Source organism: Patiriisocius marinus (assembly GCF_008974325.1).
Classification (GTDB): Bacteria; Bacteroidota; Bacteroidia; order Flavobacteriales; family Flavobacteriaceae; genus Patiriisocius; species Patiriisocius marinus.
Map to the genome: position 1 here is coordinate 28,566 of NZ_BKCG01000012.1, position 22,849 is coordinate 51,414.

The window sequence follows — 22,849 nt, forward strand, 5'->3', positions numbered from 1 at the left end:
CTACGGAAATTTTAAAGAATTAAAAAATGGATCTCAGTAATTTCAGAAAACCACTAATATTAATAATTTTAGGAGCAGCACTTGTTGTTATTGGTCTTGTTTTTAAAAGTTATAAGTTAGGTTGGGGAATAATGCAAGCAAATAATATTGTAATGCTTGGAGGTATTATTGAAGTAGTTGCAGCAGTATTAGCTATTGTTATTTTAATAAAGATGAAGAAATAGTACCATTCATTTCATTAATTTTTTTGAATACAATAAAAACGTAAATATTTTCGAATAAACAATTCTCAAATTAATAATTTTCACTATCCAATTTTACGAATTTCGTATTTTTAAGGTTGTTTTTATTGGCTATTTTGGGATATTGTTAGGTATTGTCCAAATCCTATGTATATTTTTAAAATATTTCTAAATTTCGTAACTTCGCGAGACTTGAAAAACAGCGACGTTTTACAAGAATAAACACCAAAAACTAAAACAACAATATTATGGCTTTTGATATCGATATGATTAAAAAGGTGTATGCTCAAATGGCTGAGCGTGTAGATAAAGCACGTGAGGTTGTGGGTAAACCGCTTACACTTTCAGAAAAAATATTATACAATCACCTTTGGGATGGAATGCCTACAGAGGCGTTTACAAGAGGGAAAGATTATGTAGATTTTGCACCAGATCGTATTGCTTGTCAAGATGCAACTGCGCAAATGGCTTTATTACAGTTTATGCAAGCTGGTAAAGATAAAGTAGCAGTGCCTACAACAGTTCACTGTGATCACTTAATTCAAGCAAAGCAAGGTGCTAAAAAAGATTTAAAACGTGCTAACGAAGTTAGTAACGAAGTGTTTGATTTCTTAGGTTCAGTTTCTAATAAATACGGAATTGGATTTTGGGCTCCTGGAGCAGGAATTATTCACCAAGTAGTGTTAGAAAACTACGCATTCCCAGGTGGAATGATGATTGGTACAGATAGTCACACGGTAAATGCTGGTGGACTTGGAATGGTTGCCATAGGAGTAGGTGGAGCAGATGCTGTTGATGTTATGGCAGGAATGGCTTGGGAATTAAAATTTCCGAAGTTAATAGGAGTTCGTTTAACTGGAAAGTTAAGTGGATGGACAGCTCCAAAAGATGTGATATTAAAAGTTGCCGAAATTCTAACTGCTAAAGGTGGAACAGGAGCGATTGTTGAATATTTTGGTCCTGGAGCTACAGCAATGTCTTGTACTGGAAAAGGTACTATTTGTAATATGGGTGCAGAGATAGGAGCAACAACTTCTACTTTTGGTTACGATGAGTCTATGGAACGTTACTTGAGAGCGACGGATAGAGCTGATGTAGCTGATGCAGCTAATAAGGTGAAACAACACTTAACTGCAGATGCTGAAGTATATGCAAACCCAGAACATTATTTTGATCAAGTAATTGAAATCAATTTATCTGAACTTGGACCTTTATTAAATGGACCTTTTACGCCAGATCTTTCAACGAAAGTTGGATCTGATATGACAGAAAAAGCAACTAAAAATGACTGGCCTCTTCAAGTTGAATGGAGTTTAATTGGTTCTTGTACAAACTCTTCATACGAAGATTTATCAAGAGCTTCTTCAATTGCTAAGCAAGGTTTAGAAAAAGGACTTTCTATAAAAGCTGAACTAGGTATCAACCCAGGTTCAGAATTAGTAAGATATACAACAGAGCGTGATGGAATTTTACAGCGTTTTGAAAAATTAGGCGCTAAGATTTTTACAAATGCTTGTGGACCTTGTATTGGTCAATGGGCACGTTACGAAGATCCTAAAAATGCTCCTAAAAATAGCATTGTACACTCGTTTAACAGAAACTTTGCAAAGCGTGCAGATGGTAACCCAAATACACACGCCTTTGTCGCATCTCCAGAATTAACTGCGGCAATAGCCTTCGCAGGACGATTAGATTTCAATCCTTTAACAGATACTTTAACTAATGATAAAGGAGAGCAGGTTAAATTTGACGAACCAACAGGTTGGGAGTTGCCACCAGATGGTTTTGAAGTTGAAGAGAATGGGTATGTTGAGCCACTTGCTGATGGTAGCGGTGTAGTTGTAAGTGTAAGCGATACTAGTGAGCGGTTACAATTATTGACTCCATTTGAGCCAATTAAAGATAGTGAGATGCAAGGAACTAAATTGCTTATTAAAGCTTTTGGTAAATGTACAACTGATCATATCTCTATGGCTGGTCCTTGGTTACGTTACAGAGGTCACCTAGATAATATTTCTAATAACTGTTTAATTGGAGCAGTAAATGCTTTTGGTAAGAAAACAAATTTTGTTAAAAATCAATTAGATGGTGAGTTTGGTGGTGTGCCAGATACTGCTAGAGCTTATAAAGCTGCTGGAGTTAAAACTGTAGTAGTGGGAGACCACAACTACGGTGAAGGTTCTTCAAGAGAGCACGCAGCTATGGAGCCACGTCATCTTGGTGTTGCAGCAGTGATTGTAAAATCATTTGCACGTATTCACGAAACAAACTTGAAAAAACAAGGTATGTTAGGTTTAACATTTGCTAATGAAGCAGATTATGATCTAATTCAAGAGGATGATACATTTAACTTTGTAGATATCGCAGACTTCGCTCCAAACAAGCAATTAACTCTGGAAGTTGTTCATGCAGATGGTAGCAAGGATGTAATTATGCTGAATCACACATATAACGAAGCTCAAATTGAGTGGTACAGAAAAGGTAGTGCATTGAACTTGATAAAAGAACAAAACGCATAGTATTTCTGAAATATTATAACTTTAAAAAGCTCTCATTTATGAGGGCTTTTTTCATGCTTAATATTTAGTAACTAATCTTGTGATGAATTTTTCAAAAAGCTTATTTTGTAAGTAATACTGTCAATCTTCGACTGTTGTAATACTAATAAAACAACAGTATGAAATCTATTTGGACTTTTGAAGATGTAAATTTATTTGGGATGTTATGCCCGCATAAATTTAAAGAGTATAAAAAAACACATTCTTTAAACTCATATAAAAAAGAAGATTTCATCTATTTCGAAAAAGACTCAGCTAACAAAGTATATCTAATAGAAAATGGAAAAGTTAAAATTGGTCATTATACTGAGGAAGGAGATGAGGTTGTAAAAGCTATTTTGTCTAAAGGAGAACTCTTTGGAGAAAAAGCTATTTTGGGTGAGGAATCCCGAAATGAGTTTGCAATGTCTATCGATAATAAAACTTCAATTTGTCCTGTAGGCATTGAAACTATGCATAATTTAATGCGAGACAACCGCACATTAAGTTTCAAAGTTTACAAGCTTATTGGTTTTAGAATTAGAAAATTAGAACGTCGCTTAGAGCTTATTATGTTTAAAGATGCAGAGACACGTGTTTCTGAATTTTTAAAAGAACTCGCAGACGAATACGGCTATTGTTGTCCAAATACAGGAGATACAATTATAAAACACCCTTACACCCAAAAAGATATCGCTCATTTAATAGGGACTTCACGCCCTACTTTTAATTCTATAATGAATAAACTAAAGGAGTTAGGACAAATTGATTTTAGTCGAAATGAAATTAGACTTAAAATTTCTGCATAAAAAATGGCTAATGTAAGCTAGCTAACATTTCAAAGTAAATATGGAAAGTACTTTTGTAGTATAACTATTATTAAATAAACAATTTACTTATGAAAAAATTATTTTTAATCGTCTTAACAATGGGCTTTTTTGCAGCTTGTGATAGTGATGATGACAACACAGTAGCGGCTATTGAGCCAAATGCAGGAACAATTTTGGGAGGACCTTTTACATTTTTAGTGGATGGTGTTCCAGATATGGTTTCAGGAATAACAACAGATCCAGATGCTGTTGGTACAAATAGAACATTTGTAATTACTGATGCAGATAGTAATATTTTAGGTTTACCAAGCACAACCGAAGCACTAGAAGGTGTAGATTTTGATGGAGCAGGAGTAGGATCTTGTTTAATCTGGTATGTGCGCTTTGAAGGCGAACTCTCAGGTCTTGAAATGGGACAAAATTTAGATAATTTAGGTGGAGTTTTTGATGTGTCTAATTCAATATTAGTGACACGAAATGCAGGTCCTGAAGCCGGGGTGTTATCTGGAGATCCTTTTACTTTTTGTATTGATGGAGTGCCAGATATGGTAAGTGGTATTAGTACTGATGCTAATGCAACTGGCAGTTTGAGAACATTTGTTATAACAGATGATTTAGGAAATATTTTAGGGTTACCACCAACTACAGAGGCACTTGAAGGAGTAGATTTTGATGGCGCAGGCGCAGGGGTTTGTTTGATTTGGTATTTACGTTATGAAGAAGGATTATCAGGGTTAGAACCAGGAATGAATGTTGATGGACTTAGTGGAAATTTTGATTTTTCAAACTCAATTTCAGTTACTAGAAATGAAACTAACGGTGGTGTGGTAACAGGTGGTCCATTTACATTTACCGTTGATGGAAATCCAGATATGGTTAGCGGTATAGCTTTAGATGGAACACAAACAGGAACTAATGGAACTTGGATTATTACAGATGGAGCAACAGGAGCTATTTTAGGTTTACCGCCAACTATTGAAGCATTAGAAGGAGTAGACTTTGATGGAGCAGGTGTAGGTGTTTGCTTTATCTATTACATTAGATATGAAGATGGTTTGCAAGGCTTAGCGCCTATGGAAAACTTAGCAGATCTTGATGGATGTTTTAGTTTGTCAAATTCAATATCTGTTACAAGAAATTAAGACTGTTTTTTTGTTAGTAGTGTAAGGCGTAATGATATATTTTCATTGCGCCTTTCTTTATGTAAACTTTTAAACTGCGTACTATTAAGCTACTTTTGAAACTATGAATGCATTTTTTAAAAAGAACTGGAGTAATCTCCTTTTTGTAATTATTTTCGTTTTATTGTTGGTACCTCAAACAAGGATGCCAATTCAAGTTTTTATTCAAAGATTGATGTCCTTTTCTCCTTCTGAAATATCAAAGAATGATCAATTGCTCCTCCATGATTATAATTGGTCATTAAGTAACCTAAAAGGAGCGAGTACTAATCTAAAAAATAATGAAGGTAATATATTGCTAATTAATAAATGGGCAACGTGGTGTCCTCCTTGTGTTGCTGAAATGCCATCGCTTCAAAAATTATATAATGCTTACGGAGATAAGGTCTCGTTTTATTTTATAACGGATGAAGCGCCTGAAAAACTGAATGCTTTCATGCTCAAAAATGGATATGATTTTCCTGTATATATTTCTAGATCATCAGCGCCTAAAAAACTTAATTCTAATTCATTACCTACAACCTATCTAATAGGGAAGGATGGAGCAATTGTTATTCAAAAAGTAGGTGCAGCAGATTGGAATAGTAATTCCGTTCACGAGACTCTCGATAGGTTGATGGAGTTATAATTTCATTAATATAAATTGTAACTTTACTTTTTACATACCATTTTATTTGATAGATATAGCTTCATATACATTTACAATTAAAACCTCTATCGACGAAATCGATTCGGAACAATGGGATGCTATTGTGAGTCATTCAACTATCTATTTAAATAGAAATTATCTTAAAGCATTAGAGCAATCATTGAGTGTTGAGCACCAGTTTTACTATGTGCTATTTAAGGATGCTTCTTTAAACGCAGTAAGTGCAGTTGTCTTTCAATCTGCACCGTTTATTTACACAAAGGATAAACATTCTAAAAAAGTGTTATGTCATTTTGGTAAAGACAGTCAAGGATTCTTTTCAAAACAACTTTTGGTTTGTGGTAATGTGTTTGCCACTGGAGAAACAGGTTTTGCATTTAATGACTTAGTTAGCACTTCAGAAATGGGACGGCTTTTAATAGAAGCTTCAAGTCAAGTCATAAAATTTCAGAAGAAAAAAGAGGGCTTAGCTAAAACCAAAGTAATCCTTTTTAAAGAATTTTTCCCAGACAGTTTAAAAATACCAGCTCAGTTACTAGATGAGGGTTTTCAAAACTATCACATTGATGTTAATATGGTGTTACCTATTGCAGGGCATTGGAAAACTTTTGCCGATTACTTAAGTGATGTTAAAGCGAAATATAGAACCAAAGCAAACAGTGTGTTTAAAAAAGCTGATACGCTTGAGTTAAGAAATTTAGATGCTTCAGGAATACTTATACATAGTAAACGAATAAATGGGTTGTTCGAAAATGTTTTAGAACAGTCAGATTATCGTTTTGGTAGGATGGACGCACAAACTTTTGCTTCACTCAAAGAAAAGTTGAGTTCCTTATTTATTTTTAAGGCCTTGTTTAAGAATGATCTTATGGTTGGCTTTAGCACTGCATTTTTAAACGGGCAAGTTTTAGAGGCTAACTACGTTGGTATTGATTACAAGTTTAATGAAGTTTATGCTATTTATCAGAGCTTGTTGTACGATTATGTAAATGAAGCGATTGAGTTAGGTGTGAGCTCACTGCAATTTGGTAGAACAACTGAGCTATTGAAAAGTTCGTTAGGAGCTGTTCCCGTACCAATGACGCTTTTTGCAAGGCATACAACTAGTATTACACATATATTGATGGCGTCAATATTAAAAAAGGTTTCCGCTAGTCCTTATGAACTCCGAAAACCTTTTAAAGCTGATTTTTATAAAGTGGAATTATCCCCATTGACATAAAATACCGCCCATAATAGCTAACGTAATAATCCAATAGCCTGCGTTAATTAAACCGTATTTAAATCCTTTCCTTTCGAATAAACCATTTATTACTAAAATAGGAAGACCTATAAAACCACCAACAAGGCCTCCGTGTAAAGCACCATGTTTAAAAGTTCTAAAGCGATCTCCATAGGAGGTCATAAAATTGTTTATTTCGTTCATTACGGCAGATCCCTCTTCACCAAAGCCTGGCTCATTGATTAGCGTTGAGTAAATATCAGTTTGATGCACTACAAGCGAGAATAAAAACATACTCATTAATAGAGAAAGTATAAACGTTACGCCAAATACAACAAGCATATTGGCTCTTTCAAGTTTTTCTTTAGTAAGGCCACAAGTTTTCATCCAGGCATTTCCGAATACTTTTGGGTGGTAATATAGAAATCCCATAACTAATGGGACTAAGGCTGCAACTACTACAAAAATTAAATTAGGGAACATAATGTGTTGGTTTTAAGGTTAGTTTAAATATATGCTAAATTAATTATATAGCCGTCCAAAACAATTTTACTGCAAAAATAATCATTAGGATTCCTGTAAATTTTCTGAATAAAAGAAGTCTTTCAGTATTGAAAAAGTAGGAAAGTTTTTTTGCTAAAAACACTTTAATAATATCAGTAATAAAAATGACTGCAAGTGTGAAAACTAATATTAAAGGCGTAGCTTGAGTAGAAAATTTTGTTTCAGAATAGGTAAGAAAACCTACCCAAACAACAAATACAAATGGGTTTACAAAATTTAGGACAAAGGCTCTAAAAAATATAGCCACAAGCGATTTATTTAAACTTTTAGTAAGGTTTGAATTAGCTTTAGGTTTTCTGAAAAAATTTTCTAAACCTAATAAGAGTAGCAGTAGTCCACCTGTAACAGCAATTGCTTTTATATGTCCTGGTTTATTAAGGTAATTCTCTAAACCGTTTAAGCAGAAGTAAACGTAAAGTATATCTCCTAATATAATTCCTAAAGCAGCAGTGATTCCTGCATATGTACCTTTTTGAAGTGTGGCTTGTATTAGATAGAAAAATACGGGGCCAACAAATAATAATGTTGAAAGGCCTAAAAGAATACCTGTTAAGATTTCCATAGGTCAATATAGTAAATCTAATCTATAGCAGTTTCAGTGTTATTTACTTTCTCCATTACAACAAAAACCGTAAGAAGCATTGTGAGAGCATAAATACTATCTTCTATTGGAATAGTAAAAATTCGGATACCTAAATTTTCAGTATTGTTATACCAAACAACTTGATTTTCAATAAAACTTCCAGTTAAAATACCATTTATTAAAAAGAAAGGAAGAAGAATAATTATAAAAGTAGGTAAAAATTTTTGAAGTTGTTCGCGTTTCAAATTATACACTAGGCCTAGTAATAATATGGCATAGCCGAAATTTATAAGGGTGTACCATTTGTCATAATTATACCAAAGTGTTATAATCATTATACATTGTAGTATGATGTATGTAATTGAAGTAGCTCGCTTCCCGAAGGCAAGTTTCGGATAAAAATATCTAAGTGAATAATGGGTGAACATACATGCGTAAGGAATACAAATAAAGAAAAGCCACTCCTCAATAGGTAAGTTAAGTAGTTTAAATCCACTTATATATATATTATTGAATCCCCAAAAACCATTATTGGTGAATATAATGTCCCAAGGAATAAATAATGCCATCATTATAATATTCCCAATAAATAAGCCTTTCCATAGTTTGTAAAACTGGAATTTTGGGTAGAAACTAAATAGAAATGGGATGATTAAAGAACCAATATTTAGATACAAATAGAGTGTATTCATTGGCTACTTTTTAAAGTACTTCAATGGAGGAACTAACATTCCGAAACATTCACCATCACCTTTACCTAAATGCTTGTGGTGCATTTTGTGTGCACGTCTAATACCTTTTGCGTACCAGTTGTTAGCGTTTCTAAATAGTTTAAAACGTTGATGAATAAATATATCGTGAACTAAAAAGTAGGTAAGTCCATATGCGAATATGCCAAGTCCAATAGGTAATCCAGCCCAGAAGCCATAGTATTGCCAGCTAATGAAGCATCCAATACTTACTGCAGCATAGAAAATGAAGAAAAAATCATTTCGTTCCCACCAACTTTTATGGTCTTTGTGGTGGTGGTCTCTATGAAGACTCCATAAAAAACCATGCATAACATATTTATGTGTAAACCAAGCCATAAATTCCATAATGAGGAATGTGCCTAGAAAAATAAGAATCCAAAATATAATGGTCATTACTTAATTTTTATATTTAGTAAACGTTGTTTTAAAATCAATTATTACTAGTAAGCATGTTCTAATTAGCGAACTAAATTAAGCTGAAATTTTACATAACTTCTAGTGAGTAATCCAACTTTTTCATAATCAGGAACGCGTATTCTTGCGTTCTTGATTTCAATTGCTGGAGTATTTTTTAATTTCTTCAGCAATCTACGGTAATATCTATAAGCCATAAAAACACCAAATTTAGCTTCAGCTGGTAAATCTAAAATACCTTGATATCCTTTTCTGAAATCTTCTTCAATGTCAGCAATGATTTCATTTTTTGAAATTTCATCTAAGGCTGTAAGATTTGTATTTGGGAAATACGTACGGCTTAATCCCTCAAAATCTGCCTTTAAATCACGTAAAAAATTCACTTTTTGAAAAGCAGATCCAAGTGACATTGCTCCGTCTTTTAAGGCATCAAATTTTTCTGTATCTCCTTTTACAAAAACCTTCAAGCACATTAAACCTACAACATCTGCTGAACCGTAAATGTAGTCTTTATATTCATCCTCAGTTAAATATGTGGACTTTGTAAGATCAAGTTTCATACTCTTCATAAATGAATCGATTAGTTTGTAATCAATTTCATATTTATGAACAGTTTCTTGAAATGAATTAAGAATTGGGTTTAAGCTAATTTTATCTTCTAATGCTTCTTTTAAACTGTTTTCAAATCGAGCAAAAAGCATCTCTTTGTCATAATCGTGAAAGCTATCTACAATCTCATCTGCAAAGCGAACAAAGCCATAAATATTGTAAATATCTTGGCGTATAGTAGGTGCTAACATCTTTGTAGCAAGTGAGAACGATGTACTATATGCATTCGTTACGTTCTTGCTACATTCTCGCGATACTTTATCAAACAATTCCTTCACTATGCGTTGTGTTTAGAGATTAAGCCTGCTACTAGTTTACCCGAAATTAATGACGGGGGAACACCTGGTCCAGGAACACTTAATTGTCCTGTAAAATATAAATTACGTACTTTCTTACTTTTTAGTTTTGGTCTTAAAAAAGCAGTTTGTAATAATGTATTTGCTAACCCATACGCGTTTCCTTTGTATGAATTATAGTCTTCTATGAAATCATTGATGCAGAAAGACTCCTTAAATATAACATGATTTTTTACTTCTTGACTTGTTAAATTTTCAAAACGTGTCATTATTTTTTCGAAATAAAGGGCTCTTAATTCTGGTGTATCTTCAATACCTGGAGCTAATGGAATTAAGAATATTCCAGCTTCTTGACCCTTTGGCGCACAGTTTGTATCTGTTTTTGAAGGAAAACTTGCATAAAATAATGGGTCTTCAGGCCATTTTGGAGTATCATATATTTCCGTAGCATGTTTTTCAAAATCAACATCAAAAAACAAGGTGTGGTGTTCTACATTTTTAAGTTTTTTGTCAAAACCAACATAGAAAAGTAATGATGATGGAGCAAATGTTTTCTTTTCCCAATAGCTTTCAGAATATTGCCTAAGAGATTTAGGTAGTAACGTTTCGGTATGATGATAATCTGCACCACTTAAAACGATATCTGCCAAAATATTCTCGCCATTAACTTTAATTCCTTTTGCTTGGTTATTGTCAGTAAGTATTTCTTCAACGTTTTGGTTTGTTTTAATGACAACGCCCAAATCTTCTGCGAGTTTCTTCATTCCCTTTATCACCGCATACATTCCTGAAACTGGATGAAAAGTTCCTAATCCAAAATCTGCATAATTCATAAAACTATAAAATGCAGGTGTGTTTGAAGGTTTAGCTCCTAGAAATAGCACAGGAAATTCAAGGATGGATATTAAACGCGGATTATTAAATTCCTTGCGAACATCTTTACTTATGGTGCTAAAAAACTGGCCTAATTTTTTAATTGTTACAGGAGTAACCAATTCTAATGGTGATACTCCAGGACGATAAACAAGATCTTTGATAGCAATGTTGTAATTGTCTAAAGCTTGTGCCATAAAACCTTTTAGCTTTTCACTACTTCCTGTTTCTTCATTCTCAAATGCGGCACATATTTTTTCTAATGTATCTTCAATAGTAATAAAGTCGTCTTTGCCAAAGTATACACTATATGCAGGATTAAGTTTTATTAATTCGTAGAAGTCTGAAGGTTTTTTATTAAAATCACTAAAGAAACGTTCAAATACATCTGGCATCCAATACCAAGTAGGACCGATGTCAAATGTGAACCCCTCTTTTTTAAGTTGGCGAGCACGCCCACCTACTGTTTCATTCTTTTCGTAAATAACTACGTTGTTGCCTCCTTGTGCTAAATAGCAAGAAGCTGCTAAGGATGAGAATCCTGAACCTATTATGGCGATTGTTTGTTTTTTCATTTTGTTTAACAAATCTACACAATTAATTAAACAGAATTGTCCTGTGGTGCTTCAATTTATGATTTATTTAAGCTTTTTACTTTATTTAAAAAGCTTTCTAAACTGTCATATCGTGAAATATTACGAGGTAGACTTGATGGGTCAATACTTGATGTTTTACTACCTACAAGCCATAATTCTGGAGGTGTTTCACTATTAAATGTAATATTAAATTGGTTGAAATATTCACCAGATTCATTAGTGTCTGGTGAAACTGTTAAATAAGCTATATAGGTTAGCTTATCGCTATTTCTTAATTTGTTTAAGCTCTCTAAGGGAATGTCGTGGCCTAAATAAATAGTATTGAAACCAGCCTTGATAAGTAAGTAGTTTGTGAAAAGTAACCCTATCTCGTGAATTTCTTTATTTGGGAGAAAAAGGCAAAAGGTCTGCCTTTTAGGATTGTATGGGTTTTCTTGCGATTCTTGTTCTATATGAAAAATAGTTTTCCTTTTTATTAGTTCAGAAATAAATCTTTCGTGAGCTACGTCAATCGCTTTAGTGTGCCATAGAGTGCCTATTTGAGTTAATAGGGGGATAAATACAGTTTCGAATATTTCGTCAAAACTGAGGCTTAATTTTAGCTTATTGAAAATTGTATTGAATTGTACGGTATCGAAAGCGAGCATTGCTTTCTTAAAATTGTTGATAGCAAGATCTTCTGAAGGGGCATTTTCTATAGATGAAATTATCATCTGCTTTAAAGCATCATCATCTAATAAGGCTATTTTGGAAATTTTATAGCCTTCGTTATATAAATATGCGATATCTAGGATTTTTTTAAGACTCTCTATTGAATAACGTCTAATATTAGTTTCAGTACGCTCTGGGGATAATAAATTATAGCGCTTTTCCCAAATACGGATAGTATGCGCTTTTACTCCACTAAGGTTTTCTAAATCCTTAATGCTAAATTGTGTTTTAATACTCATTGTTAGATTGTTGTTGTGGTGGTCAAAGTACGAAAAAAACAGCAAGTACATGTTATACCTAAAAGCAATATAAAATTTATTGCATATATTCTTGTAATCACTTACTGGAATTGTTTAGTGATTAGCTGTGAGGTGATTGTGAATATAATTTTGATCTTTTACATATCAAACTAGGTTGATTTTAAGTGGACTTAGTTTGTATTATGATATGGTATTTACTTAGCAGAATGCTATTGTAGGAATTTTGTAGGAAATATAAGATTGCATTCTATGGTATTAGAGATGTGTTTGATCTTAATTTGTTGGTAGTATTAAATGAAAAAAGCCATCATTTCAAATGACGACTTTTGTTTTGTACCCGGAATGGGACTTGAACCCACACGCAACAAGTGCACACGGCCCTCAACCGTGCCTGTCTACCAATTCCAGCACCCGGGTAGAGGAAGATGAGTTTACAATTAGAAACAACCGTAAACAAAAAAAGTTAAACACGAAGTTTAACTTTTTAATTGTGACCAGTCTGGGGCTCGAACCCAGGACCACCTCCTTAAAAGGGAGGTGCTCTACCAACTGAGCTAACTGGTCAAAATGCTATTGCATTTAACTTAACAACTCATTTTGTTTTGCTAAGCGGATGCAAATATACTATCATTTTATAGATAATTCAAAACTTTTTAAATTAAATTTGAACTTATTTTAAACTTTATTTGTAACCCTCTAATTTACAAGTAAATTACTTTGAAAAAAAAATGAAAATAATATTGCTTGGATACATGGGAAGTGGAAAAAGTAGTGTTGGAAAAGTGCTTTCGGAAGCAATTAACCACACTTTTTTAGACTTAGATCTCGAAATTGAAAAGAATGAATCGTCTTCAATTACTGAATTATTTCAGAAAAAAGGAGAAATTTACTTCAGAAAGAAAGAACGTGAAGTATTAGAATCGATTTTAAAAGATGAAAATGACTTTGTTTTATCTTTAGGGGGAGGGACTCCTTGTTTTGGAGATACTATGAAATTTATAAATAAACAGGAAGGGGTGTTGTCAGTCTATTTAAAGGCTTCAAATAGCGCTTTAACTGATCGTTTATATACTGAAGTCGATCAAAGGCCGTTAATTAAGCATTTATCGTCTAAAGAAGATTTAAACGACTATATCCGTAAGCATCTATTTGAAAGAGGCTTTTATTATAATCAAGCCTCACAAATGGTTTCAGTTGATGATAAAACGATAAAAGATATAGTTTCTGAAATCGTTGTAAAGCTATTCTAATACAGCTCGGTCCTTACCAGTTTCAAAGATAACTGAGACATTTTCATTCAGTGATGTTGATAGCGAAATACCTTTGTAGTCTGCTTTAATAGGGAATTTTTTGTGGTTTCGATCTACTAAAACAGCTGTTTTAAATTGCTTAAGAGGTACATTTAAAAAGTGTTTTACTCCGTAGATTAATGTTGTGCCGGAGTGAAGTACATCATCAACAAGTATTAGTGACTTGTTAGTGTACTCTTTTTCTTTGAGCGAAGTTGTAATTTCTGCGGTTGGGTTTTTCTTGTCTATAAATACTTTACAAAGAGTCACTTTAATAGGCGAAATTTCTTCGACAAGTTTTTTTATCTTTTTTGCGGCAGTATAACCGTTTTCGACAATTCCTGCTATTATTACTTGCTCTTCTTGTACGTTAGCTTCGTAAATTTGGTAAGCAATTCTGCGTAGTTTGTGCGCAATTTGTTTTTTATCAAGTATTACAGTTGTTGTTGTCATAAGTATTTATCAAAAAAATCAAAGATACAAAAGCGTGTTATAGATTATTCTTCTCCATCAATATAATCATCAATATCTCGTCTATCTTTTTTAGTAGGGCGTCCTACACCTTTTTTCCTATAGTATGTTTTAGAATAATTTACAAGTTCTAAATGCTCAAACGCTTCTGCGGGAGTAGTGTCCTTGCGGTAGATGTCAACTAATTTAGCGCCTAATCTACTTGCAGGAAGGTCCAGTACTCGTAGCGAATATGTTATTTGGTTTTTTCTAACTGTAACATTGTCTCCTGGATAGACGTCTCTTGAGGGCTTGACTGAAACATTGTTAATTTTAACAGCACCTTTTTTACAAGCTTGTGTAGCGATACTTCTAGTTTTAAAGTAGCGTATGCACCATAAATATTTATCAACCCTCATATAATACTAATTTGTGCGTAAATCATCTAAACAAAAATAACTGAAAATTGTATCTTGCGCACTTAAAATAAAAAACTGTGAAAAAATTAATTTATATGCTACCTCTTGTAGCAATAGGATCTCTAATATTTAGTGCTTGTGGAGATGATGATGGAGATGGGACTACTTTTGTTGAAGCAAGGGATAGAGCTGTTGAAGTAGTAGATTCCACAATTGAAGTTGAGGAATATTTAGAAACTCACTTTTATAACTATGAAGAGTTTCAAAGTCCACCTGCTGATTTTGATTTCAAAATTAAATTCGATACTATCGCTGGAGATAATAGCGATAAAATTGCACTTATAAATCAAGTGGAATTTAAGATGGTTCAAGATCGTGTTAATGAGGATGTGCAATACAAATTGTACTACTTAAAAGCGATTCAAGGGGAAGGTGAAAGCCCAGATTTCCCAGATATCGTACGTATTAATTACGAAGGTACTTATGTAAATGATGAGGAGAGTCAAGAAGGAGTTATGCTTTTTGATAGTTCGGTAATTCCTGTGCAATTTGATTTAACTCAAATAGTAAATGGTTTGCAAGATGCACTTATTGAATTTAACGCAGGAACTGGTTTTACAACTAATCCTGACGGAACTGTAGTGTACGAAAACTTTGGAGTTGGTGCTGTATTTATGCAAAGTGGATTAGGATATTACGTAAGTCCACCACAAGGATCTGCTGTAACAATACCGTTGTATTCTCAATTAATATTTTCCTTCCAATTATTCGAAAGAGAAGTAGGAGATCAAGATGAAGATGGTATTCCTTCTGTGATGGAAGACTTAAACGGGAACGGTTTAGAAGAAGATGACAACACAGATGGTGATGCGTTAAATAACTATATTGATGCAGATGATGATAATGATGGAAGACCAACTGAAGATGAAATTATCATCAACGAAGATGGTTCTATCACTTTTCCAGATGAAGATGGTGATGGTATTGTTGATTATTTAGATGCGGATAGTTAAAATATAGTAGTATTATTAAAACCGCTATTTAAATTATATAGCGGTTTTTTTATGCCGAAATTTTAAGAATTTTACAAAGGCCTATATATTTATCTAAAATGGCTTTAACTAAAAAAGGATCTACGAGAGTTGATCCTTTTTTAGTTTGAATTAGTAATTACTAAACTAAATGTGTAATTATTAATTGTTGAATATTTCCGAAGTAGTATTGTCGCTTATTTTATTTTCTAGCAACAACTTTCTTTGCTGCATTTACAATAGCTTCAGCGTTTAAGCCGTATTTTTCCATTAATTGATTTGGAGTCCCACTTTCACCAAAAGTATCTTTAGTGGCTACAAATTCCTGTGGTGTTGGGTGGTTTTCACTTAAAATGCGAGCTACACTTTCTCCAAGACCTCCCATATAGTTGTGTTCTTCAGCAGTTACTACACAGCCTGTAGTTTTTACACTATTGATAATAGCGTTAGCATCTAAAGGTTTTATTGTGTGGATATTTATTACTGCTGCACTAAGTCCTTGGTCATTTAACGTTTTAGCCGCTTCAAGTGCTTCCCATACTAAGTGTCCTGTAGCTACAATAGTAACATCGGTTCCTTCTTGTAGTTTTACAGCTTTTCCAATTTCAAAATCTCCATTTTCAGGAGTGAAATTAGCAACTTTAGGGCGTCCAAAACGTAAGTAAACAGGGCCGTCATGTTTAGCAATAGCAAGTGTTGCAGCTTTTGTTTGGTTGTAATCACATGTATTGATTACAGTCATTCCTGGAAGCATTTTCATTAATCCAATATCTTCAAGAATCTGGTGTGTTGCACCATCTTCACCTAAAGTTATACCTGCGTGAGATGCACAAATTTTTACATTTTTTCCACTGTATGCAACACTTTGGCGAATTTGATCGTACACACGACCTGTAGAGAAATTAGCGAAAGTTCCTGTAAAAGGAATTTTTCCACCAATAGTCATCCCTGCAGCCATACCTATCATATTAGCTTCTGCAATTCCTACTTGGTAAAAACGTTCTGGGTGATTAGCTTTAAACTCGTCCATTTTTAAGGATCCAGTTAAATCTGCACAAAGCGCAACAACATTATCGTTTGTTTTACCTAGTTCAGTCAATCCGGCACCAAAACCTGATCGTGTATCTTTTTTACCTGTGTCTTTGTATTCTTTCATAGTAATGCTCACGTGAGTGAGTGTATTTTATGGTTGTAGAATCTATTTCTATAATTAAAATATGTTCCTAATTACAAGGAATTTAATGGAGATTAATAATCTCCTAATGTTTCAGCATTTTGAGCTAGTGCTGATTCCAGTTGCTCGTCGTTAGGAGCTTTTCCGTGCCAAGCGTGCGTATGCATCATAAAATCTACTCCGTTCCCCATAATTGTGTGTAATAATACACAGATAGGTTTTCCATTTCCAGAATGAGATTTTGCTTTATTCAGTCCATCAATAATACTAGCAACATCGTTACCTTTTGCAATAGAAATTACATCCCATCCAAAAGCTTCAAATTTTGCTTTGATATTACCCATTGGTAACACGTTATCCGTTGCGCCATCAATTTGTTGTCCATTGAGATCAATGCTCACAATTAAGTTGTCAACTTGATTCCCTGCAGCATACATAATTGCTTCCCAGTTTTGTCCTTCTTGTAATTCACCATCACCACATAAAGCGTATACTAAATGTCTGTCTCCGTTAAGTTTTTTAGCTTCGGCAGCACCAATAGCTACTGAAATACCTTGACCTAAAGATCCAGATGCCATTCTAATACCAGGCAATCCTTCGTGAGTAGTGGGGTGTCCTTGTAGTCTTGAATTTAAAAGTCTAAAAGTATTTAACTCTTCCACCGGAAAATATCCTGAACGTGCTAAAACGCTATAGAATACTGGAGAAATATGACCGTTAGAAAGAAAAAATAAGTCTTCTTCAATTCCGTTCATATCAAATCCTTCTTTACGTTCCATTACTTCTTGGTAAAGCGCTACTAAAAACTCAGCACAACCTAAAGATCCTCCTGGGTGTCCGGAATTTACTTTGTGTACCTGTCTAACGATATCTCTACGTACTTGTGTTACAAATGCTTCTAATTCTTGAATGTTTGCCATTTCTTTGCTTGGTTATTAAGAGGTGTCAAAAATACTTGAATCTTAAAACCATTCAAAATATACCTAAGTTATGTTATTAACGAAAAAGACGGGTTGTTAACAGAAGTGTTTAAGTTAAGGTTTGAAATAACCTATTATAATATTTGATTTAAAAATTTATAGATAAAATAATTAGCATAAAATATCGTTATTTTAGTGTCTAATTTTAAATACAGTAGTTATGAAACCTAAAATGATATTTTTTTTGTTATTGAGCTCATTATTATTGAGTTGTGGAAGTGATGATGATGGTAATGCAAACAATTCTAATAGTGCGGCGCAAACAACACAGATAGCTCAAGATGGTACTTGGCGTGTGACTAAATTTATAGACTCAGGTGACGATGAGACTTCAGATTTTTCTAGTTATACATTCACATTTAACGATAACGGAACTGTAAATGCTTCCAATGATATTAGAACTGTGAGTGGAACTTGGTCTGTTACTGATGATAGTAGCAATAGCTCAAGTGATGATGATGGTAATAGTTCTAGTGATGATGATTTTCTACTTTTATTTACTGTATCTGAATCTGATGATTTTGAAGATTTGAATGATGATTGGGATTTCGTTTCGGTTAGTGTAACTAAAATAGAATTAATTGATGTTAGTGGCGGCAATGGAGGAACTGATCTGCTAACTTTTGAACGTAATTAAGGGGTTTTACTCCTTTTGTAGTACTCATGCCTTTAGTAATTTTAACTAAAGGCTTTTTTTATTCATTTTACACTTCTAAAAGGTTTATTGAAACGGTATCTTTGCAGCCACTTAATATTGACAATGGATTTTAAACTAGAAGCAACAGACATAGCCGGACAGGCAAGAGCAGGAACAATAACATTAGACCACGGTACTATTGAAACTCCTATTTTTATGCCCGTAGGTACTGTGGGTACTGTAAAAGGGGTACATCAAAAAGAACTTCGTGACGAAATTAATCCTGATATTATTCTAGGAAACACCTATCATTTATACTTACGTCCAGGAACTAACATCCTCGAGAAAGCTGGTGGTTTGCACAAGTTCATGAATTGGGACCGAAATATTTTAACCGATAGTGGAGGGTACCAAGTTTATTCACTTTCGGCTAATCGAAAAATTAAAGAAGAAGGTGTAAAGTTTAAGTCACACATTGATGGAAGCTACCATACATTCACACCTGAGAATGTAATGGAAATACAGCGTAGTATTGGAGCTGATATTATTATGGCTTTTGATGAATGTACACCATACCCTTGTGATTATAATTACGCAAAACGTTCTATGCATATGACCCATAGATGGCTAGAGCGTTGCTTAACGCATCTTGACAAAGTGCCGTTTAAATATGATTACAGCCAAACATTTTTTCCAATTGTGCAAGGGAGTACCTATAAAGATTTAAGAAAACAATCTGCTGAATACATCGCTGGTGTAGGAGCAGAGGGGAACGCTATAGGTGGATTGTCAGTTGGGGAACCTGCTGAAGAAATGTACGCAATGACAGAAGTCGTTACGGCTATACTACCTAAAGATAAGCCACGTTATTTAATGGGAGTAGGTACGCCTATTAACCTTTTAGAAAATATTGCTTTAGGTATTGATATGTTTGACTGTGTTATGCCTACTCGTAACGGTAGAAACGGAATGTTGTTTACAGCGCACGGTACAATTAATATAAAAAACAAGAAGTGGGAAGCTGATTTTTCAGCAATTGATGAAATGGCAATCACTTGGGTTGATACAGAATACAGTAAAGCATACTTACGTCATTTATTTACAGTAAATGAAATGTTAGGACGCCAAATAGCAACCATTCATAATTTAGGGTTTTACCTTTGGTTGGTTCGTGAAGCTAGAAAACATATCTTAGCGGGAGATTACACACCGTGGAAGAATATGATGGTTAAGCAGATGGACAAACGTCTTTAATTGAATTCTATAGAATTTAGAAAATCAAGCTTGATTAAAACTCAAGTTTCAACAAATCACAAACTATAAGCCGCCTTGTTAAGCATTCTTGATAAATACATATTAAAACGATACTTAGGGACCTTTGTGCTTCTATTATTGCTTTTTATTCCTATTGGGATTACAGTGAATTTGGCTGAGAAGATTGATAAAATTCTGTCAAACGAAGTGCCTTTCTTCGAAGTGGTGAAGTATTATTTAGATTTCACCGTCTATTTTGCAAACCTGTTGTTTCCTCTGTTTTTATTTTTGTCGGTAATTTGGTTTACGTCTAAGCTGGCTAATAACACAGAGATTATTGCTTTTTTAAGTAGTGGAGTTTCGTATTATAGATTTCTCCGTCCTTATATGATAGGTGCAACAATAGTTTGTGTTGGAGCATTTTTCTTAGGAATGTACTTAGCTCCAATGGCTAGTTTAGGTTTTAATGAATTCTCTTTTAAATACCTTAAAAAAGGAAAACAGGATAGGGAGAAAGCCAATGTTTATAGGCAGATTAATGAAAATGATTACATCTACGTAAGCTACTTTAATGTAACAGAAAAGTCAGGAAGTAACTTTACTTTAGAACATTTTGAAGATCAGAAATTAAAATACAAGCTTTCAGCTAACCGAATTAAATATAATGTTGAGGATAGTACCTATTCATTGTTTCAATATAAAAAGCGAATAATTGGGGAGAATAATGATATTATTGAGAGTCAACAAAAATTAGATACAGTTTTTAGTTTTGACCTTGATGATCTTACTCCGGTAAAATATATAGCTGAAACGTTAAACCTCCCAGAGCTTAATAAGTTTATTGCAAGAGAAAAAGACAAAGGGTCTAACTTAATTAATAGATATGAAGTTGTACGTTATAAACGATGGAGTTTGCCAGTTTCAGCGTATATATTGACCATTATTGCTGTAGCAGTTTCTTCGATAAAACGAAGAGGAGGTATGGGTGTTAATCTTGCCATAGGTATTGCCATTGGGATGGTATTTATTTTCTTCGATAAAATTTTTGGGACCCTTGCTGAGCAAAGTGATTTTTCACCATTTGTTGCAACGTGGGCACCTAATATTGTATTTGCTATTTTGGCAATATATCTATTACGCAATGCAAAACGATAAACTACTCAATTACTTACATCTTCATTTTATAGTTTTTATTTGGGGATTTACAGCAGTACTGGGTGCGCTCATTTCAATTGAGGCAATACCCTTAGTTTGGTATCGCATGTTAATGGCTACATCACTTATCTTTTTATGGGTTTTATACCGTAAGGAATCGCTTAAATTTACTTGGAAAACTATAGGTGGTTTCTGTATTGCAGGAATTGTTATAGCCTTGCATTGGTTAGCGTTTTTTGGAGCAATTAAAGCTTCAAATGTTTCAGTGACGTTAGCAATAATGTCAACGGGAGCTTTGTTTACATCCATTTTAGAACCTATTTTTTATAGACGTAAAGTAATCTGGTACGAAGTAATGTTCGGTTTAATTGTAGTAGCTGGACTAGCGATTATATTCAATGTTGAAGGCGATTATTTTACTGGTATATTACTAGCATTATCTGCATCATTTTTAGGAGCTTTATTTTCTGTAATTAATGGGAAATTTGCGGTTAAATATAAAGCTTCAGTTATTTCGCTTTATGAATTAGGCTTTGGTGTACTATTCATTACAGGCTATTTAATTTTAAACGGAAATTTTACAGCGGAATTCTTTGTGCTGTCTCAAAACGATTTAATTTACCTTTTTATATTAGCATCAGCGTGCACTGCCTATGCGTTTATTGCATCAGTACATGTAATGAAATGGATTTCACCATATACCGTAATGCTTACTATTAATATGGAACCAGTGTACGGTATCATTCTCGCATTATTGATATTAGGTGATGATGAGTATATGAGTCCACAATTTTATTATGGAGCAGCATTAATAATAGTAACAGTTGTAGCAAATGGAATTGTAAAAAACAGCTTAGGAAGAAGCAAAGCTATCTTATAATTACTATTCAATTGAAATGAATTGTGGGTTGATTCGTTTATGTTCTAAAAAAAAATAATTTTAATAATTATTCATTTAAAAGCACAATTACTAACGCGTTATAATTTCCGAAGAGAGAAACTAACTAACGATTGTTAAGAAAAAAATCGCAAGAGTCGAATTGCTTGAAACAATATTTTATATTTGCAGTTAGACCCAAGACTAAATATCTCAAAAAGACTATGGAGTACCTTGATTTTGAATTACCAATTAAAGAATTACAAGAGCAATACGAAAAGGCTTGCGCTATTGGAGAAGAGAGCGATGTTGATGTTTCCAATACTTGTAAACAAATAGAGAAAAAACTATCCGATACTAAAAAAGATATCTATAAAAACTTGACGCCTTGGCAACGAGTTCAGTTATCTAGGCACCCTAATCGTCCATACACTATGGACTATATTAATGCCATTTGTGGTGACTCATTTTTAGAACTTCACGGAGACCGTGGGTTTAAAGATGATAAAGCAATGGTAGGTGGTTTAGGGAAAATTGGTGACCAAAGCTATATGTTTGTAGGTCAACAAAAAGGGTACAATACTAAAACACGACAGTACAGAAACTTTGGGATGGCAAACCCTGAAGGATACCGTAAAGCATTACGCTTAATGAAATCTGCCGAAAAATTTAATGTACCTGTTGTATGTTTAATTGATACCCCTGGTGCATTTCCTGGGATTGAAGCTGAAGAACGCGGACAAGGAGAAGCTATTGCAAGAAACATCCTTGAAATGACACGACTTAAAGTGCCAATAATTGTAGTGATTATAGGTGAGGGGGCAAGTGGTGGAGCCTTAGGAATAGGTGTTGGTGACCGCGTACTAATGTTAGAAAACACATGGTACTCAGTAATTTCTCCAGAAAGTTGTTCGTCTATATTATGGAGAAGCTGGGAGTTTAAAGAACAAGCGGCAGATGCATTGAAGTTGACAGCAACCGATATGAAAAAGCAAAAGCTTATCGATTTAATTGTAAAAGAACCAATAGGAGGAGCACACGCTAATCGTGAAAAAACATTCACCACAGTCGCAACTGCAATTGAAAAAGAATATGCTACATTAAAAGACTTATCACCAAAAGATCTTGTTGAAAGTCGAATGGAAAAATATTTTAATATGGGAGTCTACAAAGGCTAACTTTGGTCATACTAACAGTTTAAAAAACCTGAAGTTTTGACTTCGGGTTTTTTTGTGGTTATTAACAAAAATATTAACTTATTAAC

The 22,849-nt window shown here is 33.8% G+C and carries 24 protein-coding genes and 2 tRNA genes; 13 read left to right on the top strand and 13 right to left on the bottom strand.

The annotated features are described in order from the left end of the window. Positions 1-26: 26 nt before the first annotated feature. The 6 genes from GBH57_RS15195 to GBH57_RS15220 all read left to right on the top strand — a co-directional run bounded on the left by GBH57_RS15195 (position 27) and on the right by GBH57_RS15220 (position 6,661). Complete coding sequence (locus GBH57_RS15195; RefSeq protein ID WP_151675356.1) at positions 27-224, top strand: hypothetical protein; 198 nt, start codon at positions 27-29, stop codon at positions 222-224. 266 nt (positions 225-490) lie between these two features. Further along, positions 491-2,761, top strand: a complete 2,271-nt coding sequence (locus tag GBH57_RS15200) for an aconitate hydratase (RefSeq protein ID WP_151675357.1) — start codon at positions 491-493, stop codon at positions 2,759-2,761. A gap of 158 nt (positions 2,762-2,919) precedes the next feature. Further along, positions 2,920-3,588, top strand: a complete 669-nt coding sequence (locus GBH57_RS15205; protein ID WP_151675358.1) for a Crp/Fnr family transcriptional regulator — start codon at positions 2,920-2,922, stop codon at positions 3,586-3,588. 89 nt (positions 3,589-3,677) lie between these two features. Beyond that, a complete protein-coding gene (locus GBH57_RS15210; protein WP_151675359.1) occupies positions 3,678-4,751 on the top strand; it encodes a hypothetical protein in 1,074 nt (357 codons plus the stop codon). A 103-nt stretch (positions 4,752-4,854) separates the two neighbouring features. Further along, positions 4,855-5,418, top strand: a complete 564-nt coding sequence (locus GBH57_RS15215) for a TlpA family protein disulfide reductase (protein ID WP_151675360.1) — start codon at positions 4,855-4,857, stop codon at positions 5,416-5,418. Between the two features lie 46 nt (positions 5,419-5,464). Beyond that, the gene (locus GBH57_RS15220) at positions 5,465-6,661 is read left to right on the top strand and encodes a hypothetical protein (protein WP_151675361.1); all 1,197 of its coding nucleotides are present in this window, start codon (positions 5,465-5,467) and stop codon (positions 6,659-6,661) included. Here the strand turns inward: GBH57_RS15220 and GBH57_RS15225 are convergent. From GBH57_RS15225 to GBH57_RS15265, 9 genes are all read right to left on the bottom strand, one after another. Then, entirely contained in the window at positions 6,644-7,144 is a 501-nt protein-coding gene (locus GBH57_RS15225) for a DUF1761 domain-containing protein (RefSeq protein ID WP_151675362.1), read from the bottom strand. The two genes, GBH57_RS15220 and GBH57_RS15225, sit on opposite strands and share 18 nt — an antisense overlap. Positions 7,145-7,187: 43 nt before the next feature. Then, complete coding sequence (locus GBH57_RS15230; protein WP_151675363.1) at positions 7,188-7,787, bottom strand: LysE family translocator; 600 nt, start codon at positions 7,785-7,787, stop codon at positions 7,188-7,190. A 17-nt stretch (positions 7,788-7,804) separates the two neighbouring features. Then, positions 7,805-8,500, bottom strand: coding sequence for a lycopene cyclase domain-containing protein (locus tag GBH57_RS15235; protein WP_151675364.1), 696 nt, complete (start codon positions 8,498-8,500; stop codon positions 7,805-7,807). A gap of 3 nt (positions 8,501-8,503) precedes the next feature. Next, positions 8,504-8,953: a sterol desaturase family protein gene (locus tag GBH57_RS15240; RefSeq protein WP_151675365.1), complete on the bottom strand. Its 450-nt coding sequence runs from the start codon at positions 8,951-8,953 to the stop codon at positions 8,504-8,506. Between the two features lie 65 nt (positions 8,954-9,018). After that, on the bottom strand, positions 9,019-9,861 hold the full coding sequence (locus GBH57_RS15245; RefSeq protein WP_151675366.1) for a phytoene/squalene synthase family protein: 843 nt from the start codon (positions 9,859-9,861) through the stop codon (positions 9,019-9,021). Further along, the gene (gene crtID, locus GBH57_RS15250) at positions 9,861-11,327 is read right to left on the bottom strand and encodes a bifunctional phytoene desaturase/3,4-desaturase (RefSeq protein ID WP_151675367.1); all 1,467 of its coding nucleotides are present in this window, start codon (positions 11,325-11,327) and stop codon (positions 9,861-9,863) included. Before crtID ends, GBH57_RS15245 begins: the two co-directional genes overlap by 1 nt. 56 nt (positions 11,328-11,383) lie before the next feature. Continuing rightward, positions 11,384-12,298, bottom strand: a complete 915-nt coding sequence (locus GBH57_RS15255) for a MerR family transcriptional regulator (protein WP_161596109.1) — start codon at positions 12,296-12,298, stop codon at positions 11,384-11,386. A 355-nt stretch (positions 12,299-12,653) separates the two neighbouring features. Beyond that, positions 12,654-12,736 (bottom strand) — tRNA-Leu (locus tag GBH57_RS15260). A 74-nt stretch (positions 12,737-12,810) separates the two neighbouring features. Next, positions 12,811-12,883, bottom strand: a tRNA-Lys gene (locus tag GBH57_RS15265). Positions 12,884-13,047: 164 nt separating this feature from the next. Between GBH57_RS15265 and GBH57_RS15270 the strand changes: the two genes are divergently transcribed. Continuing rightward, on the top strand, positions 13,048-13,569 hold the full coding sequence (locus GBH57_RS15270; RefSeq protein WP_151675369.1) for a shikimate kinase: 522 nt from the start codon (positions 13,048-13,050) through the stop codon (positions 13,567-13,569). Here the strand turns inward: GBH57_RS15270 and GBH57_RS15275 are convergent. Both GBH57_RS15275 and GBH57_RS15280 read right to left on the bottom strand, forming a co-directional pair. Then, positions 13,561-14,061 (bottom strand): phosphoribosyltransferase family protein, encoded by a 501-nt coding sequence (locus GBH57_RS15275; protein WP_151675370.1) that lies wholly within the window; start codon positions 14,059-14,061, stop codon positions 13,561-13,563. The two genes, GBH57_RS15270 and GBH57_RS15275, sit on opposite strands and share 9 nt — an antisense overlap. Positions 14,062-14,105: 44 nt before the next feature. Further along, the gene (locus tag GBH57_RS15280) at positions 14,106-14,477 is read right to left on the bottom strand and encodes an RNA-binding S4 domain-containing protein (protein WP_151675371.1); all 372 of its coding nucleotides are present in this window, start codon (positions 14,475-14,477) and stop codon (positions 14,106-14,108) included. Between the two features lie 77 nt (positions 14,478-14,554). Between GBH57_RS15280 and GBH57_RS15285 the strand changes: the two genes are divergently transcribed. Next, positions 14,555-15,490 carry an FKBP-type peptidyl-prolyl cis-trans isomerase gene (locus GBH57_RS15285; protein ID WP_151675372.1) on the top strand — a complete coding sequence of 312 codons (936 nt, stop codon included), beginning with the start codon at positions 14,555-14,557 and terminating at the stop codon, positions 15,488-15,490. Between the two features lie 220 nt (positions 15,491-15,710). On the opposite strand, the gene GBH57_RS15290 is transcribed toward GBH57_RS15285, so the two are convergent. Both GBH57_RS15290 and GBH57_RS15295 read right to left on the bottom strand, forming a co-directional pair. Next, on the bottom strand, positions 15,711-16,664 hold the full coding sequence (locus GBH57_RS15290) for a transketolase family protein (protein WP_151675373.1): 954 nt from the start codon (positions 16,662-16,664) through the stop codon (positions 15,711-15,713). Positions 16,665-16,756: 92 nt separating this feature from the next. Continuing rightward, entirely contained in the window at positions 16,757-17,602 is an 846-nt protein-coding gene (locus tag GBH57_RS15295; RefSeq protein ID WP_151675374.1) for a transketolase, read from the bottom strand. A 220-nt stretch (positions 17,603-17,822) separates the two neighbouring features. Between GBH57_RS15295 and GBH57_RS15300 the strand changes: the two genes are divergently transcribed. The 5 genes from GBH57_RS15300 to GBH57_RS15320 all read left to right on the top strand — a co-directional run bounded on the left by GBH57_RS15300 (position 17,823) and on the right by GBH57_RS15320 (position 22,763). Further along, positions 17,823-18,299, top strand: a complete 477-nt coding sequence (locus GBH57_RS15300) for a lipocalin family protein (protein ID WP_235904728.1) — start codon at positions 17,823-17,825, stop codon at positions 18,297-18,299. 123 nt (positions 18,300-18,422) lie between these two features. Further along, positions 18,423-19,553, top strand: a complete 1,131-nt coding sequence (gene tgt, locus GBH57_RS15305; protein ID WP_151675375.1) for a tRNA guanosine(34) transglycosylase Tgt — start codon at positions 18,423-18,425, stop codon at positions 19,551-19,553. A gap of 75 nt (positions 19,554-19,628) precedes the next feature. Further along, on the top strand, positions 19,629-20,708 hold the full coding sequence (locus tag GBH57_RS15310; RefSeq protein WP_151675376.1) for an LptF/LptG family permease: 1,080 nt from the start codon (positions 19,629-19,631) through the stop codon (positions 20,706-20,708). Then, a complete protein-coding gene (locus tag GBH57_RS15315; RefSeq protein WP_151675377.1) occupies positions 20,695-21,588 on the top strand; it encodes a DMT family transporter in 894 nt (297 codons plus the stop codon). Before GBH57_RS15310 ends, GBH57_RS15315 begins: the two co-directional genes overlap by 14 nt. A 221-nt stretch (positions 21,589-21,809) precedes the next feature. Continuing rightward, a complete protein-coding gene (locus GBH57_RS15320) occupies positions 21,810-22,763 on the top strand; it encodes an acetyl-CoA carboxylase carboxyltransferase subunit alpha (protein WP_151675378.1) in 954 nt (317 codons plus the stop codon). Positions 22,764-22,849 lie beyond the last annotated feature (86 nt).

Excerpts from the sequence above, each read along its gene's own strand:
- GBH57_RS15200 (WP_151675357.1), top strand. The coding sequence starts at position 491 with ATGGCTTTTGATATCGATATGATTAAAAAGGTGTATGCTCAAATGGCT.
- GBH57_RS15225 (WP_151675362.1), bottom strand. The coding sequence starts at position 7,144 with ATGTTCCCTAATTTAATTTTTGTAGTAGTTGCAGCCTTAGTCCCATTA.
- GBH57_RS15300 (WP_235904728.1), top strand. The coding sequence starts at position 17,823 with ATGAAACCTAAAATGATATTTTTTTTGTTATTGAGCTCATTATTATTG.
- GBH57_RS15270 (WP_151675369.1), top strand. The coding sequence starts at position 13,048 with ATGAAAATAATATTGCTTGGATACATGGGAAGTGGAAAAAGTAGTGTT.
- GBH57_RS15295 (WP_151675374.1), bottom strand. The coding sequence starts at position 17,602 with ATGGCAAACATTCAAGAATTAGAAGCATTTGTAACACAAGTACGTAGA.
- GBH57_RS15210 (WP_151675359.1), top strand. The coding sequence starts at position 3,678 with ATGAAAAAATTATTTTTAATCGTCTTAACAATGGGCTTTTTTGCAGCT.
- GBH57_RS15235 (WP_151675364.1), bottom strand. The coding sequence starts at position 8,500 with ATGAATACACTCTATTTGTATCTAAATATTGGTTCTTTAATCATCCCA.
- crtID (WP_151675367.1), bottom strand. The coding sequence starts at position 11,327 with ATGAAAAAACAAACAATCGCCATAATAGGTTCAGGATTCTCATCCTTA.
- GBH57_RS15230 (WP_151675363.1), bottom strand. The coding sequence starts at position 7,787 with ATGGAAATCTTAACAGGTATTCTTTTAGGCCTTTCAACATTATTATTT.
- tgt (WP_151675375.1), top strand. The coding sequence starts at position 18,423 with ATGGATTTTAAACTAGAAGCAACAGACATAGCCGGACAGGCAAGAGCA.
- GBH57_RS15255 (WP_161596109.1), bottom strand. The coding sequence starts at position 12,298 with ATGAGTATTAAAACACAATTTAGCATTAAGGATTTAGAAAACCTTAGT.
- GBH57_RS15240 (WP_151675365.1), bottom strand. The coding sequence starts at position 8,953 with ATGACCATTATATTTTGGATTCTTATTTTTCTAGGCACATTCCTCATT.
- GBH57_RS15205 (WP_151675358.1), top strand. The coding sequence starts at position 2,920 with ATGAAATCTATTTGGACTTTTGAAGATGTAAATTTATTTGGGATGTTA.
- GBH57_RS15275 (WP_151675370.1), bottom strand. The coding sequence starts at position 14,061 with ATGACAACAACAACTGTAATACTTGATAAAAAACAAATTGCGCACAAA.
- GBH57_RS15290 (WP_151675373.1), bottom strand. The coding sequence starts at position 16,664 with ATGAAAGAATACAAAGACACAGGTAAAAAAGATACACGATCAGGTTTT.
- GBH57_RS15195 (WP_151675356.1), top strand. The coding sequence starts at position 27 with ATGGATCTCAGTAATTTCAGAAAACCACTAATATTAATAATTTTAGGA.
- GBH57_RS15280 (WP_151675371.1), bottom strand. The coding sequence starts at position 14,477 with ATGAGGGTTGATAAATATTTATGGTGCATACGCTACTTTAAAACTAGA.
- GBH57_RS15320 (WP_151675378.1), top strand. The coding sequence starts at position 21,810 with ATGGAGTACCTTGATTTTGAATTACCAATTAAAGAATTACAAGAGCAA.
- GBH57_RS15215 (WP_151675360.1), top strand. The coding sequence starts at position 4,855 with ATGAATGCATTTTTTAAAAAGAACTGGAGTAATCTCCTTTTTGTAATT.
- GBH57_RS15315 (WP_151675377.1), top strand. The coding sequence starts at position 20,695 with ATGCAAAACGATAAACTACTCAATTACTTACATCTTCATTTTATAGTT.